Here is a 21,538-nt window from a genome sequence, read left to right as displayed (position 1 = left end):
TAAAGAGACTCCAAGAGGAGCCAGCCTAATTCTGCTGCTCCTCTCTGGAATACGCTGTAATGATTTTTTGAACCAAGCTATGACGTACAACATCTGTATCCTGGAATTCGATAAAAGCGATGTCAGAAATAATGGAAAGAATGCGCTCTGCTTCTCGCAGACCAGACTTTTTGCCTTTTGGCAGGTCAATCTGAGTCACATCCCCCGTGATGACCATTTTGGAGCCAAAACCCAAGCGCGTCAAGAACATTTTCATTTGTTCTGGTGTAGTATTTTGTGCTTCATCCAGAATAATAAAGCTATCTTCTAAAGTACGCCCCCTCATATAAGCAAGCGGAGCTACCTCGATGATACCTCGTTCCATCATTTTACTAACCTGTTCAGTTCCTAACATATCATACAAAGCATCATAGAGCGGTCGTAGATAAGGGTCTACCTTCTCTTGTAAATCACCTGGTAAGAAACCAAGACTTTCGCCCGCTTCCACAGCTGGACGAGTGAGAACAATTCGTTTTACTCGACCGTTTTTGAGAGCTTGTACGGCCATTACTACCGCTAGATATGTTTTACCAGTACCAGCAGGACCAATTCCAAACACGATATCATTTCGTTTAATAGCAGACAAATAATGGCGCTGCCCTAAGGTTTTAGCCCGGACTAATTTACCGCGGTGAGAACGTGCTACCTCTTCTTCATAAAGATGCAGAAGCTCTTGTTCTTCCCCTTTTTCTGTTAGCTGCATCGCATAGTATACATCACGTTCGGATAACGTAATTCCCCTGCGGATCAGCTGCAATAAAGTATCAAATAGCGTAGCCAGCTTGTCGACTTCTGCCTTTTCCCCACTGATGACGAATGCGCCGGTGCGGGTTCCTATCTGAGCTGTTGTTTTTTCTTCGATCTTTTTTAAATAGGAATCATGAGGTCCAAACAAAAGCAATGCTTCCTGTGCATCTGCAAACTGGATCACTACTTCTTCTTGTACTTGCAACCTTTGTCCATCTCCTTGCCATCAGTTATTTTAGTTTGGTGTGCCTTCTAGTGCGGGCGGCGTAGCAACAATTGGTTGGTCCATCGCTATATTTTCGATAACGGAAAAATAGATACTTACATAAACTTTACCATTCTCTTGTTTTACGTGCAAAACTTTTTCTTCTTTTATCTTCGCATCTTCTCCAGCTCGTTTCAAGATATCTGCTTTTGCAAATTGTTTAGCTACCTCAAGAGCATTCTGATCGCTCATTCGAATAACCTTAGGCTCCAGCTCTCGATCAATTTCTGTTTTCCATCCGAACGGCAATTGATAGTCAAAAAAAGCTGCTTGAAAACGTTTTTCTGTCTTACGATCATGCTTGTACGACTTGACTTCAAATGGCCAGAGACGTACAGCGGATGACCCAAAAATCAAAAAGTGTTGCTTCTGTTTTTCTCCCGTATAAATAAGCTGGTTCTGGATTAAGGGAACGGTCACGTCAGATCGATACCAGACCTCTCCTTTCACTTGTCCTCGGGCAGAAACAACAGATTGACGTTCCTCATTGCCAATAATACCTGAAATTAAAACCTGCCCCTTATCAACATATTGATTCGCTTTAACCATAGTCTTACCTGTTTCTGCAAAAATACTGTGGATGACCGCTTTTTTCTTTGCCACAACATGTTTAGGTTCATGCGCAACACTCTTTTCCGGATCAACCTTTTCAACGACTTGAATAATTGCCTTTGTACCATTTAACTCTACACCTACCCATGAGGCTTCTGGAATATAGCCTAAAATGCGACGCTGTAATTCTTGTGGGTCCCCAATTTTGAATTTCCATGCACCTGCTCTTAACCCCACCTTCTCGGCAGCTTGTGTCACCTGATATTGCGAGATATTCTGTGTTCCTTGTACTTCGATTTGCCATACAAACGTGGAGAGCATGTACAATCCGAATAAAAAAATTAAAATGCCTGCAACAAACCCAATTCTCATTCGCATCCGTAAAAACAAAAAAGGTAAACCATCTCGACTTGTCACATGTACACGGCAGCCTGTCTCCTTTAAGAAGGGACGAAGCCGATAAAAATCGGCAATCATCATCTCACACTGTCCAAGCTCAGGATCTAAACGCTTGATATTCCACATTGAAATGTTTTCGCGGACAGCTAGGTTGATAAGACGTTCGAACCGTTTACCGCGAATTGTTACTGTTATATGACCTTCGTACCATTCTTTTACTACGTTTCGCATCTGTATCCCCCTCAAACTCGTCACGTATTTTGAATGAACGTTATCTTGCCAATTCTACCTTCCAACAACACTTCTTCCTTCAAAATAGCACGAATCACCAGCTGTTCCCCTATGACAAGCAACTGTCCGTTTGTTAGTAATAAGCGAAGTTCGGTATCGCTAAATTGCAGGACACCCCGGTGGTTTTCTATATACATTTGCAAATGACCAATCATTGTAATTCTCGGGACTTCGAGTACCACATCCTGAGGTAGATCCAACACGCCCACAGCCATTCGGCGCAGTCGGCGGCTCCATTTCTTCATATGTAAGCCCCCTTTTTCCTTGCATATACACCAGACTTGCTTGAGTGGAGTCTGTTAAATGGGATAGCCGTGTGCTTGCAACACAAAAATCCGTTCTTTTATACCTATGCAGGGGGTAGGGCTTATCATGCTGGGAATTTGAAAAAGGTAGAGGGGATTTCCATACGTTTCGTTAGAGGCGATTTCGAAAAAAACAAATCAATCAAATTGGTTAACTTCGTAAGTAAGTAGTTGGGATGAAAAGATGTCGATTGAACCTTACATACTAACCTTGGAAAGAAAATTCCCCTGACAACTGGGGGCGTATTGAAACGGGAAGAGAAACACAAACTTGTTCTTATTCTGTAAGGAAAAAGCCATCCGTTCTCTAAAGGATTTGCGTAGGACTAGAAAAACCGCATGATCTAATAGAAAAACCCGCATGTCTATATACAACATACGGGTCTTACATCATTTAATTCTCACCTTTACCATGAGCCCCATCACAATAAGGTAATTTTTCAGACATTCCACAACCACAAATTCTTACCGTCTTAGCTTCACTAAATTTAACAATATACGGGGTTTTCCCTGTTCCTTGTCCATTATGAGTGCCATCACAGTAGGGGGCATCTTCTGTAAGGCCACACATACAGTAAAATTTAACGCCTGGTTCTTCCTTCACGACGATTGGGCCTTTTTTATCATAGAGGGCCATAATGCTTTCTCTCCTTTGTTCACTTAGCCTATCTAATGGTAGGTAGTATTAATGTTAGTATATCACGTCCCTAGTTATTACGTTTTAGATGCATAACAACTATTCATAAAGGAATAATCCAAGTTTAGAAAAGCCCCTACTGTCAAGCTAAAAGTGACAAAACGTAGTAACATCTTGTATTTACTGATTCTCTATCACCCACACTTTTAGTGGGCATAATAAATAGACCTATTGCATATGATTCTTACTCTCTCATTAGGTAAGTTTTACTTTTAAGTAAGTCGCACTATCTTACACGTTATCGAAGTTCCTCTCAACCATTTCATATTCTATTACCTATAAGGTTAAGGGCTTAAAGGGATTCATAATTCCCTTTTTCTTATCGTTATTATATGTATTTCTCTAATCACTTAGGTAATTTTGCGATATAGACAACATCTGGCACTCCTCGTTCTACCTCTACTGTATACTCCTCTACTTCATTAAAATACTCAGATAATCGTAGAGCAAAAGCTTCTGAAGAATTAGCACTCCAAAATGCAATAACACCCTCTGGGTTCATCAAACCAAGTAAGGTGTTAAGTCCTGCTTCCTTATAAAGTGAATTGTTTTCTTCTGTAACAGTCCAATCCGGCCCATTGTCAATATCGAGACAAATCACATCAAATTTTTCGTTTGTTTCCTGCATCCATTTGAGAAGATCTGCTTTTACAACACGGGTTCGAGAGTCAGAGAGAGCATGATCCGAATATTCGGCAAAATATAGGTTATTCCATTCAATGATCTTTTCCTCTATTTCTACGACTACAACCTCTTCTACCCTGTTGCTTCTTAAAGCTTCTGAAAGAGAAAATCCCACACCTAATCCACCAATCAATATTTTTTGAGGCTTATGAACGCAATCAAGAGATGCCTTAACCATAAGACGCTCTGATTCTCCATTATAAGTTGCCATCAAAAAAGTTCCATTGCTAATAATCTCATAATTGTTATTTCGATACTGAAGCTGAATTTCACCGCGTGGTGTAGAGCATCGTTCTAAGATTTTAATGTTTGGTTGCAAGATCGTATCCTCCCTTTGAAAAGATGGGCTTCATCAAACTCCGACGGATCATATCTGTGAAGTATTGGAAGGCCATACAAGCGTCAGTTATGTACATGACGGCTACTCATTTCCACCAACCACTTGTATCTCCTATCCATAGTAACAAAAATCTTACATAGTAATGTTGCCATTATCTTTTTATTAGGAAGAGAACATGGAATCCTATTACTTATTATACGCTTAGCTTAGCTGAGCTTGTTGATCATAAATACAAAAGGACCCCAGGGCGACAATCATGCCCGAGGTCCTTTTGTAGAGTAGGGAACTAATATTACTCCACTACCGATACTTTCCCATTCTGTAGCCACTAAAAGCTGACGTAGGATGTGGATCTTTACTACGTGGCTTTCCTAAAACGATCGCCCATCTCATACCATCTAATGCTGTTCCTGCTAGCTTAACCGGTTGTCTTTTGGCTGTGACTATAGCTTGCTCCTGTGATGTACGAATGGATGACCCATGCAATTTAACATTCAATAACTTACTGTTTTTATGCTCAGTAGGTGCTATAACCATCTGAGTAGCGTTTGCTTCATACTTCTCCTCCAACATTGATCGGCCTTCTCCAAGTTGCTTTTCCAACTCGGTTCTTCCATCCTGTGGTGAGCCGTTCTCTGAATGTATGGGGGTTTCAGGTTGATCCTCCAGAAAAGTACCCTGCCATTCTGTTGACATTGAGGGTGAACTTGTAGAGGCAGGATGATATGGTGCTGGATTTTCTGATTGGGACGTTGAAGGAATCTCAAGCACACCTGGTTGCGCTTCCTGTCTTGGGTCCCTTTTTACTACCTGCCGTTGATATGGTGGTAGCATTTCTCCAGGCTTCCTATTCGTAGGTTGCATAGGATTCATCTTAGGTCCCTTGTTATTATCAAACTTTTTACCAGTTAACAAATAAAAGATCAGCTCGATGAGAGTTTCCATGCCTCATCACCTATTTCTTATCTATGTCGTTTTTCTTTGTACCTTCAGGGTCACCAAATGATTCTCTCATAGAAGTATCTGCCATGATGTTCTGCATGTTGTAATAATCCATAACACCTAGCTTACCCGAACGCAATGCTTCCGCCAAAGCAAGTGGTACCTCCGCTTCGGATTCAACTACTTTTGCTTTCATCTCTTCAACGCGCGCTTTCATCTCTTGCTCAGTTGCCACAGCCATTGCACGACGTTCTTCCGCTTTTGCTTGAGCGATACGTTTGTCAGCTTCTGCTTGGTCTGTTTGCAATTGAGCACCAATATTTTTACCTACATCTACGTCCGCAATATCGATCGATAGAATCTCAAAAGCTGTACCTGCATCTAGACCTTTGTTTAATACTGTTTGAGAAATAAGATCTGGGTTTTCTAACACATCTTTATGTTTGTTAGACGAGCCGATAGTAGTAACAATTCCTTCACCGACACGAGCGATAATCGTCTCTTCACCAGCACCACCAACTAAACGATCAATATTCGCACGCACTGTTACTTTCGCCTTTGCACGAACTTCAATCCCATTCATCGCTACTGCGGCGATAATTGGAGTTTCAATCACTTTCGGGTTAACGCTCATTTGTACTGCTTGCAATACATCACGACCAGCTAAGTCAATCGCTGCTGCACGTTCGAAGCCTAGTGGAATATCTGCACGTTGAGCTGCTACCAAAGCATCTACCACTCTATCAACGTTACCACCAGCTAAAAAGTGACTCTCTAATTGGTTTGTATTAAGGTCAAGACCAGCCTTACGTGCCTTAATTAATGGATTGACGATACGGGCGGGAGTTACACGACGCAAACGCATCGCTACCAATGTTAGAATGCTTACGCTAACACCTGAAGCTAAGGCAGAAATCCAAAGCATTACCGGTACAAATGAAAAGAAAACAGACAATACAATGATGACAACCGCGATCATAAACACGAAAGATATCATGCTTGTGTCCATCTAAATCTACCCCTTACTTTCATTTTTACATTCTTGCACGACAATTCGTGCTCCTTCTACTTGAACCACTTTAATTGCGCTACCAGCTGCAATGTATCCACCTGCACTTACAGCATCAATACGTTGTTCGCCAATCAAGATTACCCCAGCAGGACGCAAAGTGGTTAAAGCTACACCTGTTCTACCAAGTAGATCATTTTGATTTTTTGGAGCGACATACCCTGTATCTTTATGTTGCTCCTCTTTTAGAACAAATTTACTCCAGGTTCCCCTTAATCCGAAATATTTAGCCAGTATAAAAGCTACAATAAGCGTAATAATGGCTGCAATTCCCAGGGATGTAAGCCCTTGTTTAGTATCATAAGCAGCTAATACTAGACCTGTGGACATGCTTGCAAAACCAAGGAAGCCTACAATGCCACCCGGCAAAAAGATTTCTAGAATCATTAGAATGACCCCAATTATAAACAGACCAATATCCAGCCAATTGGCAAAGCCCGCTACAAAATGCCCGAAGAAATAGAGTGTAAAGGACAAGATACCAATAATACCCGCAACCCCAAAACCAGGAGCAAACAACTCAATAATCACTCCAAGCATCCCAATTAACAATAGACAGCTTAGGACAACAGGATTGGTTACAAACCTTGCAACCTTCTCAGTAGGCGTGGGAGAGATGTGTAAAACCTCACTCTCATTTACTCCTACATATTGAAACAGCTCAGCCTTGCTACGGACAATTTTATCTGCATATCCTAGCCTCTGCGCTTCTTCAGCGCCAAGGGATAAAATTTCACCCTTCTTTTTTAATCCAGCAAAATCCTGATCAATATAGACCATCGCTTTCGCTACGGAAGCATCCCTGCCGTTTAATTTTGCAGCTTCCTCCATCATTTGAGCCCATCCAGAAGTAATTTTCACCGGAGCTGCGTTCCCTTGTACATCAATCGGTGCAGCAGCTCCGATACTACTTCCCGGTTCCATCACAATCTCATTCGCATTTAAGGCGATGTAAGTTCCTGCTGAAAAAGCCTGATTGTTAATATAGGCAACGACTTTCATAGGTGCACTTCTAATCAATGCACCGATATTGCCAGCCGAGACCACATCTCCACCTGGAGTATTAATGTCAAGTATAATGACATCGGCACGTTGTTCATTGGCTTCTTGGAAAGCACGGCCCAAAAAGCTTTCAAGACCGCGCTCGATATCTTGCTCAACAGGCACATAAAAAACTCGTTTACCTGCCGCTTCTACAGGCTGAGACCAAGCCGTCCAGGCTAATATCCCTCCAGCAAACATCATCAAAGCAAGCATACAGGCAAACATGCGAGTAAAGGCTAGATGTTGTCTCAAGGTGCAATTCCTCCTTTCCTATCATGTTTTGTAACATCTTACGTAGGTATACGAGTAGATAGGAAGGAAGTTTCAATAAGTTGTAAAAGTCATGAAATAGCAAAGAAAAGCCTTGTCGATAAGGGGATCCCCTATCTGACAAGGCTACTTATTCTACTCTACCGCAAAAAATCCAGCCTACATGAGACTGGATTTTATTTGCTTATGAAGGTAATTCTTCAGAGACGATTCGTTGGACAAGGTTACCGTCAGCTTTGCCTTTTACTTTAGGCATGATGGCTCCCATGACTTTGCCCATCTCTTTCTTGGAAGTAGCGCCAACAGCAACTACAGCCTCGCGAACGATTTGACGAATCTCCTCTTCGCTTAATTGAGCAGGCATATAAGCCAATATAATATCCATTTCGTCACGTGTCTTTGTCGCTAAATCCTCGCGACCGGCTTTCTCAAACTCATGGAGGGAGTCACGGCGTTGCTTTAACTCACGGGTCAAGATAGTCAGCACTTCATCGTCGGACAGATCTCGACCCAGCTTAATCTCTTCGTTTTTAATGGTGGCTTTGACCATGCGAATAACGGAGAGCTTTAAGGCCGATTTGTCCTTCATCGCTTGCTTCATATCGTGATTGAGTTGCTCCATTACACTCATGATGAGCCCTCCCGTTAATTAGAACTTACGTTTACGAGCCGCTTCGGATTTTTTCTTGCGAGCAATGCTAGGCTTTTCAAAGTGGCGACGCTTACGAAGCTCAGCCAACACTCCAGCTTTAGCATTTTCACGCTTAAAACGACGAAGCGCGCTCTCCAAAGATTCATTTTTTCTAATGCGTACTTCTGCCATCTATTTTCCCTCCCTCCGCTTGAAACCGTGGGACAACTGTTCATTGTTCTACAGACTGTCAGACTACATTATAAATCAGTGAAGGGCGTTAGGTCAACCTTTTTCCAACCCTCAACCAAAAAACTTGCTTGGGTATCTTTTACAAAGATTCTTCAAGCAAGGCTCACTATTATCATACCTTATAGAAACAGCTATCGCAATAGACGCATGCTCCTATTCCCATTTTATCCACTTTACATGCTCTTGCTATTGCGGCATTGCGTCCACCGTGTTAGCATGACGTGGGATGCCTTCTATTAGGCTATTTTTTTATCCATATCGGTTATACCCATCGTTATCTGTGGACTTAGCAGAAATGATGACAAGGAGAGAATAAAACTATGTTACCAACCACTTTAAATACCATCACTAAGATGGCGCAAGGAATCCTTGTTCAAGGGAATCCTGAAGCCAATGTAACCAGTGCTCATTTTGACAGTCGTCAATTACACCCAGACAGTTTATTTGTTCCATTGGTAGAAGCACGCGATGGACATGATTTTATCAAGCAGGCACATGAATCTGGAGCAATTGCTACTCTCGTATCCGACTTATCCAAAGTTCCGGCTACTCTCCCAAAAGATTTCGGTCTGATACTTGTAAATGATACTTTGACAGCATTTCAAAAGATAGCAAGTGCTTATCGAAATCAGTTTTCTATTCCATTCATTGCCGTTACAGGCAGTACAGGCAAGACAACTACGAAAGATATGGTTTCTCATCTTTTAGCTAGTACACGCCCAATCTGTAGTACGTATAAAAACTTTAACAATCATATCGGCCTTCCCTTTTCCTTATTGCATCTCGATAATACTCATGAAGTTGCGGTTCTGGAGCTTGGCATGAGCCACGCTGGAGAGATTGATTTATTAGCTTCTATTACAAAACCAACCTATAGTGTGATTACAAGTATTGGTGAAGCTCATATGGAGTATTTTGGGACGCTTGAAAAAATCGCCCTAGCAAAAGCAGAACTATTGCCTCATACAGCCCCCACAGGCCGTGTTTACCTAAATGGAGATAACGAATACCTCCAGAAAGTTAAGCACTTATCTGATAGCCCAATTTGCTATTATTCTGTGGAAGAACCTGCTGATCTATGGGCGTCGGATTTAGTTACAGATGATAAGGGTACCCACTTCACTGTACACTTTGAAGATCAACAAAGCCTGCGTGTATTTATGCCACTATTTGGTACATATAATGTATCCAATGCTTTACCAGCTATCGGAATTGCACGCGAACAAGGAATGAGCTTTGAGGAGATTCAACAAGCAATGAAGACCTTAAGCATCTCAGGCATGCGCTTTGAAATCCATACATCTCAAAACGGTATGATTATCGTCAACGATGCTTACAACGCCAATCCCTTATCAATGAAAGCTTCTATTGAAAACTTTGCAGACCTTTTTCAAGACCGTACCAAAGTATTAATATTAGCTGATCTCTTGGAATTAGGCTCAGATAGTCAGGCATTGCACGCAGGAGTTGGAGAATATGTATCAAAGTGGGATGATTGCTTTACTTGCATGGTAACAATCGGAGAGGATTCACGATTTATTGGGGAACACTTTACGGGAGAGAGCCATCATTTTAGCTCTAAGGAAGAAGCTATGGTTTACCTACGTTCTTTATTGAAACCACATTCTGCCGTGTTATTAAAAGCTTCCCGGGGCATGAAACTGGAAACACTACTACCTTCATTGCAGGAAATTTAATTTACTTACTCCCAAGATGCGTCATACATGTTGCTTGAATTGTTTCAGAAAAGCATTTCTTCCAGCGTCTGTTCTTTATGCTGAAAGAGGTGCTTTTTTATATAAATCCTGTAATAACTAACTACAAATTATCTGAAACTTCCTATTAAAACAAACGTTATACATAGTGGGGAAGAAAACTAATCTCCCCCCTCATTAAAATGATTGGAGGCCAAATATTGTTAGTCACTATTGTGCTTATCATTCTATTTTTAATCCTTGTCCCCTTCTTACTTAAACGTAGTCAATCCCATTCACAATCAACAAGTCATTATTCGTCTTCAACTAGCTCTTCCACTTTTTGGTCCCAAAATGATACTCAACCAGATTGTGGGGATGTATCATCTAGCGATAGCTGGGGTAGCTGTAACGACTCCGGAAGTAGTGATTCTGGAGGTGGTGGATCAGATTAAACCAAGGAAAGAAGGTAATAAACACCAGGTACAACACCTGCTGAGATAGAGTCTCCTAGGCATAAAAGTGATTCATACGGCCTTCTTAGAGAGGGCTTTTTCACATTCTACCTAATAAAAAACATGTGAACAAAGAGGTCTTTACCAAATTAAACGTCTAGAAGTTAGGAAAATCTTGTTTTTAGCTTGTTTTATTATTGCAGTCACCCCTTAAGATATTGTACGTTAGAATCAAGCTTGGAGGGGATAAGCATGGAGTTTCGAATATCAGTAGTGGAAGCTTTACAAGGAATTAATGCTAAACTCGACAGTATGAACCATGAAATTAAAGTTACTCAAATAGAAACGAAGGACATAAAAAAAGAGTTGAGTGGGATTAAATCAAAGATGAGTAATATCGAAACAGAGTTAAACATTGTAAAACAAGAATCAGGTCGTATTAAAAAAGATATAGATAGGATCAAATCTGAATCATATGGTATTAAAAAAGACTTAGATCTAATCAAATCTGAATCATATGGTATTAAAAAAGACTTAGATTTGATCAAATCCGAATCAAATGGTATCAAAAAAGACTTAGATCTAATCAAATCTGAATCAAATGTCATTAGAAGTGATTTAGGTACTATCAAGAAAGAAATTCATGATATGAAGGCTGTCCAAACCGATCATACACACCTCCTTCAGCGCATTGAAGAGAACCAAACACAGGATATCCTAGCTATCCTAAAAACTATTAATAAAAAAATAGATAGCAAAAAATTCGGACGTTATGCTACTTAACCAATGTTCCAATAAAATGAATCAACAATAACCATCTAAAATTAAAATAATACGTTAAGAAAAAAAGCCTTCCCAAATTGAGAAGGCTCCCGCTTTATTCTAACTCTTCTGCTGCCACAATATTTCTTTGTTTTTCTTCGTAACGTTCTAGTCCAAGTTGGACAAGTCGATCAATTAGTTCGGCATACGGAATCCCTGCTTCTGCAAATAACATAGGATACATGCTAAATGGTGTAAAGCCTGGCATCGTATTAACCTCATTAATCACCACACGGTCATTTTCCTCATCATAGAAGAAATCAACACGGGATAGACCAGAACCATCCAAAGCCTGAAATGCCGTCTTCGCCATCTCAGCAATACGATCCGCTACTTGCTGTGGTAAATCAGCAGGGATTTTGAGATCAGTACCTCCACCTTTATATTTCGCTTCATAATCATAAAATTCTTTTGCTGCAATAACTTCGCCAATAACGGAGGTACGCAATTCTTCATTTCCCAATACGCCAATTTCTACCTCACGAGCTTTAATGAACTCTTCAATAATAATACGACGGTCAAATTTGCAAGCAAGTTCCAAAGCTCCACGCAAATCTTCGCGGTCTTTCGCTTTAGTAATCCCTACGCTTGAACCCATGTTGGCTGGCTTTACAAAACAAGGATATCCCAGTTTTTGTTCAATCTGATTCATAACGCTATCTACATCACGCTCGATTTGAGAACGTAAAAAGCCCATGTAATCAACTTGATCAAGACCTGCTTGAGCAAAAACATTTTTCATCATTAATTTATCCATTCCCACTGCAGATGCCATAACTCCTGTACCAACATAAGGAATACCTGCTAATTCCAATAAACCTTGTACAGTGCCGTCCTCACCATTTGGTCCATGAATCACTGGAAAAATAACATCTACCTCCTGATGAATAGACATCACATTAGCTGGATTACCGACCAATGATTGGTTACCCACATGAGTTATTTTCGCTTGCTCCTCTTGATTATTGTCATGATGACCAAGAGAAATCCCCCCACCTAAACGCAATGCATTTACATTTTCGAGTACTTGACCAGCGATAGGTCCTCCTTTTAACCAGGTGCCATCCATTTGTACATAAATTGGTTGTACTTCATATTTATTTTGATCTACTGCCTTCATAATAGAAAGGGCCGTCGAGAGCGATACCTCATGCTCAGATGTCTTTCCTCCGTAAATAATACCCAATCGGATTTTGTTTTTCATGTATATGCCCCTTTCCCTTCTGTTCAACACGGCTGTTTCACTTAATCCTTATTATTATGCTTACAGCCTAAAAAGTGCTTTTGCCACGTATTTTCCTTTCTCAGCATACAAAATGTTACTGTGGCTGACAAGGGTGAATGGGGTTAATTCTAAGAAGACTTAAAAATCTTTTCTAGTAAAGATAGCTACTGGAGCTCGGTATCAACCTATAAACATTGCGATCTTTCGCAAAAATAGAGCACTTATGATCAAGATACATGCATAGGGATATGAATCATTTTGACTTAGATAAAAGTATGAGGTGGAGAACAAAAAAGGAGTAAGACACGGCTTGAAGCAACTAGCAGTTGATCTGATACTTCTTCAAAATAAAGAAGGAAATAAATTAAATTATGCAAAACGTAATGTAAAAATAATTACGTCATTTCCATTCATCATTAAATACAATTTATGATATTTCACTGCATTTTAAATCAAACTAAAAAAATTCAAATCCTGAATAACCAAAATTATAGCAAAGAGCAAGTAAATAGCATGATAGAACTAATACTTCATAACCATATGTCAAATTTGTTGTCAGAATAATGTTACGTTTGATATGATGGACAAATTAATTGGATTAGAAAGAAGGCTGTTCCTTATGTACTTCTTACGTAGCGGCGAAAAAAGATTGCTTGTAATTCTACCTGAGATATATGGACTTAATCAGCACATGCTGGATGTCTGCCAACAGTATGCCACTCAATCGTGGGATGTACTCTGCCCTTCATGGTACAAAGAAACAACTTCTTTTCCACAAAAGGAAGAAGATCGGGCTTACCAATATTTTATGTCTATTGGTTTTGAAAGAGCCTCTGAACAAGTAGTTGAAGTACTACGATTACAACGTCCTTTATACCAACACATCGTTGTGATGGGTTTCAGCGTTGGCGCAACAGTCGCTTGGTTACTAACGGAGTACGTCGGATTATGTGATGGGATCGTTGGTTTTTATGGTTCGCGTATCCGACAATATACAAACATCACTCCGAAAGTCCCTGTCCTTCTCGTTTACGGGCAGTCTGAACCTGCATTCGATCTCTCTGTTTTATTGCAAACACTATCCAAAAGCTCACAAGTTATCTTAAAACAGTATCCAGCTCTTCATGGTTTTAGTAACCCATATTCCAATCACTATCAGCCAAATGCTGTCAGGATAGCAAATGAGGATGTACACAAATTTTTGTGTAACGTAACGAAGTAAAACAGAATTTGCTCAAGCCATTTTCTTCAAAGCTACAATTGAGAACATCAACTAAAGCGACAGTAGGAAAACAGATGTAACAAAATATTTCCTAAACACCCCTGTGAATATACTGCTTAGTAATTTATGAGTTGTGCATAAATAAAAAAGCACCCATTTCAGCTTTATGAACTGTGACCCTATTTGTAGACAGTTTTAAAAGAATACCTAACTAGGCAGCTAAAAGATGACTTCTGAATTCATCAGGGGTCATCTTTTTTAATGACCACTGGTAACGTTCAGAATTGTAATAATCAATGTAACTGTCTACTCGATCCCTCCACTCTTGTATCGTTTGACATGTCTTATATTCCAAATCGTCTTTCATATGACCAAAAAAGGTTTCCATTGAAGCATTATCCCAACAGTTTCCCTTACGGGACATGGACTGCCTAAAGCCTGCTTTCTTGATTAAGCGACGGGTTTTAAAGTGGGTATAATGCAAACCTTGGTCTGAGTGTAGAATGGCTTCGGGGTGAATGTTGCCATCTAGACGTTGGAACAGTCGTTTCAAAGTAATCCTCACCAATGGAAGCTTTAAAGATGAAGAAAGATAGTGAGCTAAAATCTGTTTTGTTGCCCCATCCTTGACTACCGACAGGTAGGCACATTGACCATTACCGTAATACATATACGTAATATCGGTGAGCAGCACTTTTTCAGGTTCTCCCTGATCAAACTGACGTTGCAACAGGTTGGGACATGTTTGGTACTCTTGTGTTGCCTTAGCTAATTTTCTATAGGGATTGGCTTGGCGAATGGTAGCAACAAGTTTATACTTTCGCATCAATCGACGAATCTTTTTATGATTCATGATCACTCCACTTTCACGCTCAAGTCGCATCTTAATAACTAATGCTCCTGCTTTACCATGAAGAGCGTCAAAGTGCTTCTTGATAAGTTTAATGTCATGCTCGTCCGCATCCTCTCGTAGCTGTCGAATTTTCTCCGCACGAAGCCAACGGTAGTAGCCACTCGCACTAACACATGCAAGTTTACAAAGATATCGTGTTACATCACGCAAATTGTACTGACGTATGGTGCGATTAATGATTTGATAGCGCTCGGAGGGGGATAACGTTACCTCTGCAACTTCTGCTTTTCGAGCGCGTCAAGCTTTTTTAAAAAGTCGTTCTCCGCCTCTAAAAACTTGATACGTGCCTCAGCTCGTTTAAGCTTTTCCTCTACGGACAACTCCGTTGTCGAGGGTCTACCCGTACTTTTCTTTCCACGTTGTTCTTCTAAAAGGCCGATCTCTCCATGAATTTGATACACATTACGCCAACGTTTTAAGCATGTTTTTGGTTTGTCATGACCAATAACGTCTATGTCAAAACCAGCACCACAAAAAATTTCCATAGGTGTTTGCCCCTCTTGATACGCTTTGACAGCTGCTACCTTAAATGCTGGTGCATAAGTAATACTTTTGTACGTTACATGCTGAACATAAGGGTTAGCTTCAAGATGTTTCATTTCTTGTTCCGTGAAAACCTTTGAATTAGCTCTTGTTTTTTCCACAATTCTTTCCTCGCTTTATTTTAATAAGTTGATTAAAACACAAAAGACCCGTAAGAAGGTCACTTTTTTCAAAGTGTCCATCTTACGGGTCACAGTTCATTAATCGTGAGAGGGTGCTTCGTTTTTTCCTTACAGAAGTAGCAATTTCCTTCTGTTATTTACGATCTCTTACTTCAAAAATAGCAAATTTTAAATAGTGTCCTTCATCCGCTCCACTAATTTGTGGATGGTCCTTTCCTGCACCACGCCATTCTACTAAACGTAAAATCTTTTTCGCATCATATGCAGCTTGCTGAATCGTTTCCATAAATAAATCTGGTGACATATGATATGAGCATGATGCTGTTACTAAGTACCCCCCTGGACGAACTAGTTTCATGCCGTGTAAATTAATATCCTTATAACCACGGCAAGCACCTTTTACCGCACCACGCGATTTTGCGAAGGCTGGAGGGTCGAGGATGACAACATCCCAGTTCTTACCTGCTTCAACATTTTCACGAAGGTAATCAAAAGCATTAGCCACAACAAAATCAACTCGATGCAAATATCCATTAAGACCTACATTACGTTTGGCTGTTTCAATAGCATGTTCTGAGATATCAAGTGCTGTTACCTTCTTTGCACCATGCTTACAAGCATTTAGGGTAAAGGAACCGGTATGTGTAAAGCATTCCAATACCTCTGCTCCATCCCAGAACGGATTCTTCACCACTTTACCACGTCGATCTACTGGACGCTCGACTGGTTGACCTGCTTCATCCAATTTTGCTAACACATCACGTTTTTTACCCTTTTTATCGTAGATGGGCTCATCATCTTCGCCCACAGGTAAAACCTTGATCCCATGTTTTTCTCCCCAGCCGGTCATTAACGGAGCAATAGCAGCTCGGTTTTCTCGCTGATCGTAGAAGAATCCAGTTTTTTGCCCTTCCACAATATCTACTACATATTTCAAACCGTTTTCCTCGATCTCAATCTCAGCTGGACACTCTCCATATAACACGCCTTTTCCTTGTTCCAATCCTTCCAGCTCTCGCACAGGCACATCGTTACGTAAATAAATACCAGTTGGTTCAAATACATCTACTAATGCCATTTTAATCATGTCGAGACGGATATCCATACCCAGTGATAGTACTTGCATCACCAGCACATCGTTATAGCGGTCAACAATGAGACCTGGTAGAAAATCTGCCTCTCCATAAATAACGCGACAAGCTCTAGGATTTTCTACAAAGCGCTCACGCATTTCTTTTGCCTCTCGGAAACGACGGACAAAAAAGTCATAATCGATCTCTTCTTTTGGATCATAGCTCATCACGCGCACAATCATCTGAGAATCGGGATTAATGTAGCCCTTTGCTAAAAAATGTCCTTGATGATTACAAATTTCTACGATATCACCAGCTAGGAAATCTCCCTGAATCTCCAATACTTCGGATTGAAACACCCAAGGATGCCCTGCTTCCAAACGCTTTTTACGATTTCGTTGCAATAATACTTTCGTCACTTCTCTATATCCTCCTAGTCATGCTTGTCTCTGTACAAGCATAGCGTATTTATAAGGTACCTTTCACGGGGGGAATTGAATTGTCCATGTTATATCACATCTTGTTGCCGTTTTTCATGGGACTCAGTTTCTTTTTGCTTGGACTGTACGCTATGCGAATCGGCTTTAATCAATTAGCAGGACAGCGAATGGAACTGATTATAACACGTTTTACCCGCTCAACGACACATAGTTTTTTTTCAGGTCTTTTTTCTACCTTTGTTCTACAAAGCTCCACGGCTGTTACGGTCTTAACAATCGGTCTCACGCAGGCAGGCATTATTGGCTTCTCACAGACCATTGGAATTATTTTAGGTACCAATGTAGGTTCTACTATTACAACAGAATTGATTGCTCTACATCTTGAGGATTTTGCTGTTCCTATGCTATTGATCGGAGTGGCTATGTGGCTACAGCCTAAGCGTAAATCAAAAGCAATAGGATTAATTGTTGGCGGGTTTGGCCTCATTTTTCTAGGCATTGATACGATGCAAGTCATTGCTAAGCCATTAGAAAACTCACAAACGTTCCGGACCTTGTTTCTTGAAAGCAAACACTCCCTTTGGATTGGTCTCTTAACTGGTACAGTCTTTTCAGCTTTGGTTCACAGCAGTGCTGCCACAACAGCCATTACCATGACATTAATATCCTACGGTGTCTTTTCTATGGACACAGCCATTTCCATTGTGCTAGGTGGTAACATCGGTACCTGTATCACCGCAATCATTGCGAGCATCGGTACAAACACTGCTTCCAAGCAAGTCGCATGGTGCCACACGCTATTTAATGTGGTCGGGGGACTTGTATTCCTACCCTTTGTTTCAATGCTAGCTTATTTAGCAGGATTACTGACAACCAATCCTTCGATGCAAATCGCTCATGCTCAAACGATTTTTAATTTGTTATGTTCCGTCATTGCTCTCCCTTTTGCTCCTAGCATAGCCAAAGGGATTCAGTGGTTAATCCCAGAACACAAATAAGCGTTATCCTTGCTCCCTCTTCTAAAAAAGTAGAATCACAACAAAAAGGTAAGTACGTATGGGTTTTCCACCATATGTTACTTACCTTTTTCATTCATTTGATTAGCTTAACTGTTTCACGAATAAAACACGAGATTCATTTTTTCCATCATAGTCGGTGAAAACAGAAATACAATCCACTTCTGTATCCCCTTGTTCAATTTCAAAACCCATTTTCTGGTGATAGGCTATTGAAGCCTTGTTGACAGGTGACGTTACGCAACGCACATAGCATTAGAAAATACCAAAATCATTTCTACTACCATTATAAGCAAAGCCTCTTGCTACAAGATAGGTGCCAAAAACAAATGAACTGCACGATAGTTAAGAAAGTAGCATCTGAATCGGGATAAAATAAATAGACGTAATAATTCCCGCTAAAATCATTGCCAAGCTAGACGCCGCTGCTTTTCGTTGACTCTGATTCATCATACCTGCTGTACCTACTGCATGAGCACTGGTTCCTACAGCTAGTCCAATGGCCCAATCATCTGAAATACGTCCCACACGTATTACAAGACGATATAACAAACTCCCGACAATACCTGTTACAGCTGTAAATAAGGCAGCCAATGCAGGAATTCCACCAATCGTATTAGTCAATTCAACTGAGATTGGAGTCGTGACTGATTTAGAAATCATACTACGAATCAGGGTTTGATCCCCTCCCATTATCCAAACCATAAACCACGATGAAGAAACGGCAACAATGCATCCGCTAGCAACACCAGCTAGAATAGCTTTCCATAGTTCCAATACCTGTTTAAATTGTTTAGCCAATGGGATGGCTAATGCTACTGTTGCCGGACCTAAAAAGAAAGAAATATAAGAACCGCCTCTATCATATACTTTCCAATCACTATTGATGAGCCACCACACCAACCATACTAATATTGACGCTGCTATCATTGGCTGCACAAACGGATATTTTTTTGATACCATTTTAGCCACCATATAACCAGCTAGTGTTAGGAGAATCGCGATAACCTCCCACATATTCATCATTCCCCCTGTTCACTTTGCTGTAAAAGTACATCCTCTTTTCGTTTTTCCCAGTCACGCCATTTTTGGACCACAATTCCGGTTACCATCATGACAGCTACAGGACCTGCCACCAATGCCACAAGGATGGCAAGCGGTTTTTGCTCCAAATAATGAAAATAAGGCGTTACCCCAACTATTATAGGCACAAAAAACAAGAGCATGTTTTTGAGTAAAAAATCTGCTGCCCCTTCCACTAATCGCAATGGTATCAACTTTGTTACCAGACCTGTTGTCAAAAGTATAAGCCCAATGAGACTCCCTGGAAGAGGAATATACAGGTAATTATGAAAGATGACACCTATACCGTAAAAGGCAAACAGGATGATCCATCCGTACATTCCTACCACTCCCTTTTCTATTTGTCGTTCTTTATCATAACGCTGTTGGGCTACGGAACAAACCCTTTTTTAACACTATACTTAATTGTTCATTTTTGTATGCGGTTTCTTAGATTTTCTACAGAGCTGCTCGACTTTCTTTTACTGTTCCCTTAATGCCAAGCTCAACAATCACCTATATCTTCCTGCACTCTCTTAAAAAAGGAGGCTTATCTTGCCACTGAAGGCGACTGGACAACAAAAGCCCAACCATCTCTGGTCGAGCTCCCATTGTTCTATATGACCTGAATTCCCAAGGTATCCAAAGCTTTTTGTAATACACTGCGGTTATTCTCATAACCAGCTTGTTCGTGTAATTCCCAAGCAGCCTCTGGCTTGAGCCATTGCACAGCATCTATTTCTTCTACCTGAACAGTTACTTGATCCGTTAACGCTTTGACTAGATAATAGTGTACTTCTTTTTCGACCAGTATTCGCTGAATCGGATGCTCGTAGGTGTAGTGAACGATCTCTAATAATGGACCTAGTTCCCCTTTTATTCCCGTTTCCTCTTCAATTTCTCGAATAGCCGTCTCCATCAAAGTCTCGCCTGGCTCTTGCTTACCTTTCGCTACCGTTACCTTGCCAAAACGATCCTTAATCATCAATAAGGTAAGCTCCCCATCTTGTTTCCGATAGACGACGCCGCCTGCAGAGATTTCTTTCATACTGCTTTTCCTTTGCTGTCCATTTCGATAGGTAGGGATTCCAAAACTCGAACGAACGTTCCTGAACAATATTCAGCATCAACCTCATCCAGACGGACTTTACAAATTTTACCAATCATATCCTCTGTACCTTCAAACACTACGTTCAAGTAATTATCGGAATAACCCATTAGCTTACCGCTAGTTGGGTCTTCCTTATATGGACGCTCAGGAATGATTTCTAATACATCACCGATGAATGGTTGTGCATATTCCACAGCTAGCTGTTGATTTAATTCAATAAGTTTAGCTACACGTTCCTTCTTCACTTCTTCATCCACTTGATCTTCCATGCGTGCAGCAGGGGTTCCTGTGCGCATGGAGTACGGGAAGACATGCAACTCAGCAAAGCCTAGTTCTTTAATAAAGTTATAGCCCGTTACAAATTGTTCCTCAGTCTCGCCTGGGAATCCAACAATAACATCTGTTGTGATAGCAACCCCAGGTAACGCCTTACGTACTTTACGAATTCGATCCATAAATTCTGCAGTCGTATATTTGCGACGCATGCGTTTTAATACCGCATCATCGCCTGCTTGTAGTGGTACATGCAGATGACGACAAATCTTCTCGGAACGGTCAATAACTGCGACAACCTCGTCAGTAATTTGACTCGCTTCAATAGAACTAATACGAATACGTTTTAAGCCCTCCACTTTTTCCAATTCAACAAGTAACTTAGCCAGATTGTAATCCTCTAGATCCTCTCCATATCCACCTGTGTGGATACCAGTCAGAACGATCTCAAGATATCCCTCTGCGACTAGTTTTTGGGCCTGTTCGATGACGCTCTCAGGTTTACGGGAACGCATTAGTCCACGTGCCCACGGAATAATACAGAAGGTACAGAAGTTGTTACAGCCTTCTTGAATTTTAAGAGAAGCACGCGTACGATCGGTAAAGTTAGGCACATCCAACTCTTCAAATTCACGTGTTTTCATGATATTTCCTACCGCGTTGATCGGTGTACGTTCTCCACGGATCTGTGCGATATATTCCAATAAACGATCGCGGCCTTGTGTACCTACCACGATATCCACACCTGGAATTTCGGCTATCTCCTTTGGTGAGGTTTGTGCATAGCATCCCGTGACAGCAACAATCGCCTCGGGGTTACGACGGATAGCACGACGAATCACTTGACGGCTTTTTTTGTCACCAGTATTGGTAACCGTACAGGTATTAATAATGTATACATCGGCTACATCCTGCTCAAAGTCAACCCGTTCATAGCCATTCTGCTTGAACAGGTTCCAAATCGCCTCTGTTTCATAACTGTTTACTTTGCAGCCCAATGTATGGAAAGCAACCTTATTCATTGCTCTCCTCCTTTCAAC

Annotated in this window: 22 protein-coding genes and 1 pseudogene; 4 read left to right on the top strand and 19 right to left on the bottom strand. The window is 40.8% G+C overall.

Annotated features, from left to right (window positions below; genetic code table 11):
* Positions 1-25 precede the first annotated feature (25 nt).
* The 10 genes from BrL25_RS17755 to rpsU form a co-directional block, all read right to left on the bottom strand.
* Complete coding sequence (locus tag BrL25_RS17755; protein ID WP_018674184.1) at positions 26-991, bottom strand: PhoH family protein; 966 nt, start codon at positions 989-991, stop codon at positions 26-28.
* A gap of 30 nt (positions 992-1,021) precedes the next feature.
* Entirely contained in the window at positions 1,022-2,233 is a 1,212-nt protein-coding gene (gene yqfD / locus BrL25_RS17750; RefSeq protein ID WP_018674183.1) for a sporulation protein YqfD, read from the bottom strand.
* 20 nt (positions 2,234-2,253) lie between these two features.
* Positions 2,254-2,538, bottom strand: coding sequence for a sporulation protein YqfC (gene yqfC / locus BrL25_RS17745; RefSeq protein WP_018674182.1), 285 nt, complete (start codon positions 2,536-2,538; stop codon positions 2,254-2,256).
* A 454-nt stretch (positions 2,539-2,992) separates the two neighbouring features.
* Positions 2,993-3,235, bottom strand: coding sequence for a CDGSH iron-sulfur domain-containing protein (locus BrL25_RS17740; RefSeq protein ID WP_018674181.1), 243 nt, complete (start codon positions 3,233-3,235; stop codon positions 2,993-2,995).
* Positions 3,236-3,641: 406 nt separating this feature from the next.
* Positions 3,642-4,298 carry a spermine/spermidine synthase domain-containing protein gene (locus BrL25_RS17735; RefSeq protein ID WP_018674180.1) on the bottom strand — a complete coding sequence of 219 codons (657 nt, stop codon included), beginning with the start codon at positions 4,296-4,298 and terminating at the stop codon, positions 3,642-3,644.
* 321 nt (positions 4,299-4,619) lie between these two features.
* Positions 4,620-5,264, bottom strand: coding sequence for a hypothetical protein (locus BrL25_RS17730; protein WP_018674179.1), 645 nt, complete (start codon positions 5,262-5,264; stop codon positions 4,620-4,622).
* A gap of 10 nt (positions 5,265-5,274) precedes the next feature.
* Entirely contained in the window at positions 5,275-6,270 is a 996-nt protein-coding gene (gene floA / locus BrL25_RS17725; protein WP_018674178.1) for a flotillin-like protein FloA, read from the bottom strand.
* Positions 6,271-6,276: 6 nt separating this feature from the next.
* Positions 6,277-7,626 (bottom strand): NfeD family protein, encoded by a 1,350-nt coding sequence (locus BrL25_RS17720; protein WP_018674177.1) that lies wholly within the window; start codon positions 7,624-7,626, stop codon positions 6,277-6,279.
* A 202-nt stretch (positions 7,627-7,828) separates the two neighbouring features.
* A complete protein-coding gene (locus BrL25_RS17715; protein ID WP_018674176.1) occupies positions 7,829-8,275 on the bottom strand; it encodes a GatB/YqeY domain-containing protein in 447 nt (148 codons plus the stop codon).
* Positions 8,276-8,293: 18 nt separating this feature from the next.
* Positions 8,294-8,467, bottom strand: coding sequence for a 30S ribosomal protein S21 (rpsU, locus tag BrL25_RS17710; RefSeq protein ID WP_018674175.1), 174 nt, complete (start codon positions 8,465-8,467; stop codon positions 8,294-8,296).
* 380 nt (positions 8,468-8,847) lie between these two features.
* Here rpsU and BrL25_RS17705 point away from each other — a divergent pair, with 380 nt between their 5' ends.
* Together BrL25_RS17705 and BrL25_RS17700 are read left to right on the top strand one after the other, a co-directional pair.
* Complete coding sequence (locus tag BrL25_RS17705; RefSeq protein ID WP_018674174.1) at positions 8,848-10,224, top strand: UDP-N-acetylmuramoyl-tripeptide--D-alanyl-D-alanine ligase; 1,377 nt, start codon at positions 8,848-8,850, stop codon at positions 10,222-10,224.
* A gap of 704 nt (positions 10,225-10,928) precedes the next feature.
* Entirely contained in the window at positions 10,929-11,459 is a 531-nt protein-coding gene (locus BrL25_RS17700; protein WP_018674173.1) for a hypothetical protein, read from the top strand.
* Between the two features lie 94 nt (positions 11,460-11,553).
* Here BrL25_RS17700 and BrL25_RS17695 read toward each other — a convergent pair whose 3' ends face one another.
* Complete coding sequence (locus BrL25_RS17695; RefSeq protein WP_018674172.1) at positions 11,554-12,702, bottom strand: D-alanine--D-alanine ligase; 1,149 nt, start codon at positions 12,700-12,702, stop codon at positions 11,554-11,556.
* A gap of 640 nt (positions 12,703-13,342) precedes the next feature.
* Here BrL25_RS17695 and BrL25_RS17690 point away from each other — a divergent pair.
* Entirely contained in the window at positions 13,343-13,945 is a 603-nt protein-coding gene (locus BrL25_RS17690; RefSeq protein ID WP_018674170.1) for a dienelactone hydrolase family protein, read from the top strand.
* Between the two features lie 211 nt (positions 13,946-14,156).
* Here BrL25_RS17690 and BrL25_RS17685 read toward each other — a convergent pair whose 3' ends face one another.
* The 3 genes from BrL25_RS17685 to BrL25_RS17680 form a co-directional block, all read right to left on the bottom strand.
* Complete coding sequence (locus BrL25_RS17685; protein ID WP_236848111.1) at positions 14,157-15,023, bottom strand: IS3 family transposase; 867 nt, start codon at positions 15,021-15,023, stop codon at positions 14,157-14,159.
* A 41-nt stretch (positions 15,024-15,064) separates the two neighbouring features.
* The gene (locus BrL25_RS25775; protein ID WP_236848051.1) at positions 15,065-15,502 is read right to left on the bottom strand and encodes an HTH domain-containing protein; all 438 of its coding nucleotides are present in this window, start codon (positions 15,500-15,502) and stop codon (positions 15,065-15,067) included.
* 154 nt (positions 15,503-15,656) lie between these two features.
* Positions 15,657-17,015, bottom strand: coding sequence for a class I SAM-dependent rRNA methyltransferase (locus BrL25_RS17680; RefSeq protein ID WP_018672898.1), 1,359 nt, complete (start codon positions 17,013-17,015; stop codon positions 15,657-15,659).
* Positions 17,016-17,101: 86 nt separating this feature from the next.
* On the opposite strand from BrL25_RS17680, the gene BrL25_RS17675 reads away from it, so the two are divergent.
* Complete coding sequence (locus BrL25_RS17675) at positions 17,102-18,034, top strand: Na/Pi cotransporter family protein (RefSeq protein ID WP_018672899.1); 933 nt, start codon at positions 17,102-17,104, stop codon at positions 18,032-18,034.
* A 102-nt stretch (positions 18,035-18,136) separates the two neighbouring features.
* Here the strand turns inward: BrL25_RS17675 and BrL25_RS25770 are convergent.
* The 5 genes and pseudogenes from BrL25_RS25770 to mtaB all read right to left on the bottom strand — a co-directional run.
* Positions 18,137-18,301 (bottom strand): annotated as a pseudogene (locus BrL25_RS25770) (GNAT family N-acetyltransferase); the annotation flags it as partial.
* 96 nt (positions 18,302-18,397) lie between these two features.
* A complete protein-coding gene (locus BrL25_RS17665; protein ID WP_026315271.1) occupies positions 18,398-19,069 on the bottom strand; it encodes an LrgB family protein in 672 nt (223 codons plus the stop codon).
* 5 nt (positions 19,070-19,074) lie between these two features.
* Positions 19,075-19,455: a CidA/LrgA family protein gene (locus BrL25_RS17660; protein WP_018672901.1), complete on the bottom strand. Its 381-nt coding sequence runs from the start codon at positions 19,453-19,455 to the stop codon at positions 19,075-19,077.
* Positions 19,456-19,730: 275 nt separating this feature from the next.
* Positions 19,731-20,162, bottom strand: a complete 432-nt coding sequence (locus tag BrL25_RS17655; protein ID WP_018672902.1) for an NUDIX hydrolase — start codon at positions 20,160-20,162, stop codon at positions 19,731-19,733.
* Positions 20,159-21,520, bottom strand: coding sequence for a tRNA (N(6)-L-threonylcarbamoyladenosine(37)-C(2))-methylthiotransferase MtaB (mtaB, locus tag BrL25_RS17650; protein ID WP_018672903.1), 1,362 nt, complete (start codon positions 21,518-21,520; stop codon positions 20,159-20,161). Before mtaB ends, BrL25_RS17655 begins: the two co-directional genes overlap by 4 nt.
* Between the last annotated feature and the right edge of the window lie 18 nt (positions 21,521-21,538).

This window comes from Brevibacillus laterosporus DSM 25, assembly GCF_002706795.1.
Taxonomy (GTDB): domain Bacteria; phylum Bacillota; class Bacilli; order Brevibacillales; family Brevibacillaceae; genus Brevibacillus_B; species Brevibacillus_B laterosporus.
The sequence above is the reverse complement of the archived record's forward strand: the minus strand, read 5'-3'. Positions and strand labels throughout refer to the sequence as shown.

What these genes read in the sequence shown, in the direction of transcription:
- BrL25_RS17705 (WP_018674174.1), top strand. Translation starts at nt 8,848, where the DNA reads ATGTTACCAACCACTTTAAATACCATCACTAAGATGGCGCAAGGAATC.
- BrL25_RS17665 (WP_026315271.1), bottom strand. Translation starts at nt 19,069, where the DNA reads ATGTGGGAGGTTATCGCGATTCTCCTAACACTAGCTGGTTATATGGTG.
- BrL25_RS17700 (WP_018674173.1), top strand. Translation starts at nt 10,929, where the DNA reads ATGGAGTTTCGAATATCAGTAGTGGAAGCTTTACAAGGAATTAATGCT.
- BrL25_RS17660 (WP_018672901.1), bottom strand. Translation starts at nt 19,455, where the DNA reads ATGTACGGATGGATCATCCTGTTTGCCTTTTACGGTATAGGTGTCATC.
- BrL25_RS17740 (WP_018674181.1), bottom strand. Translation starts at nt 3,235, where the DNA reads ATGGCCCTCTATGATAAAAAAGGCCCAATCGTCGTGAAGGAAGAACCA.
- BrL25_RS17655 (WP_018672902.1), bottom strand. Translation starts at nt 20,162, where the DNA reads ATGAAAGAAATCTCTGCAGGCGGCGTCGTCTATCGGAAACAAGATGGG.
- floA (WP_018674178.1), bottom strand. Translation starts at nt 6,270, where the DNA reads ATGGACACAAGCATGATATCTTTCGTGTTTATGATCGCGGTTGTCATC.
- mtaB (WP_018672903.1), bottom strand. Translation starts at nt 21,520, where the DNA reads ATGAATAAGGTTGCTTTCCATACATTGGGCTGCAAAGTAAACAGTTAT.
- BrL25_RS17730 (WP_018674179.1), bottom strand. Translation starts at nt 5,264, where the DNA reads ATGGAAACTCTCATCGAGCTGATCTTTTATTTGTTAACTGGTAAAAAG.
- BrL25_RS17675 (WP_018672899.1), top strand. Translation starts at nt 17,102, where the DNA reads ATGTTATATCACATCTTGTTGCCGTTTTTCATGGGACTCAGTTTCTTT.
- yqfC (WP_018674182.1), bottom strand. Translation starts at nt 2,538, where the DNA reads ATGAAGAAATGGAGCCGCCGACTGCGCCGAATGGCTGTGGGCGTGTTG.
- BrL25_RS17690 (WP_018674170.1), top strand. Translation starts at nt 13,343, where the DNA reads ATGTACTTCTTACGTAGCGGCGAAAAAAGATTGCTTGTAATTCTACCT.
- BrL25_RS17695 (WP_018674172.1), bottom strand. Translation starts at nt 12,702, where the DNA reads ATGAAAAACAAAATCCGATTGGGTATTATTTACGGAGGAAAGACATCT.
- BrL25_RS17715 (WP_018674176.1), bottom strand. Translation starts at nt 8,275, where the DNA reads ATGAGTGTAATGGAGCAACTCAATCACGATATGAAGCAAGCGATGAAG.
- yqfD (WP_018674183.1), bottom strand. Translation starts at nt 2,233, where the DNA reads ATGCGAAACGTAGTAAAAGAATGGTACGAAGGTCATATAACAGTAACA.
- rpsU (WP_018674175.1), bottom strand. Translation starts at nt 8,467, where the DNA reads ATGGCAGAAGTACGCATTAGAAAAAATGAATCTTTGGAGAGCGCGCTT.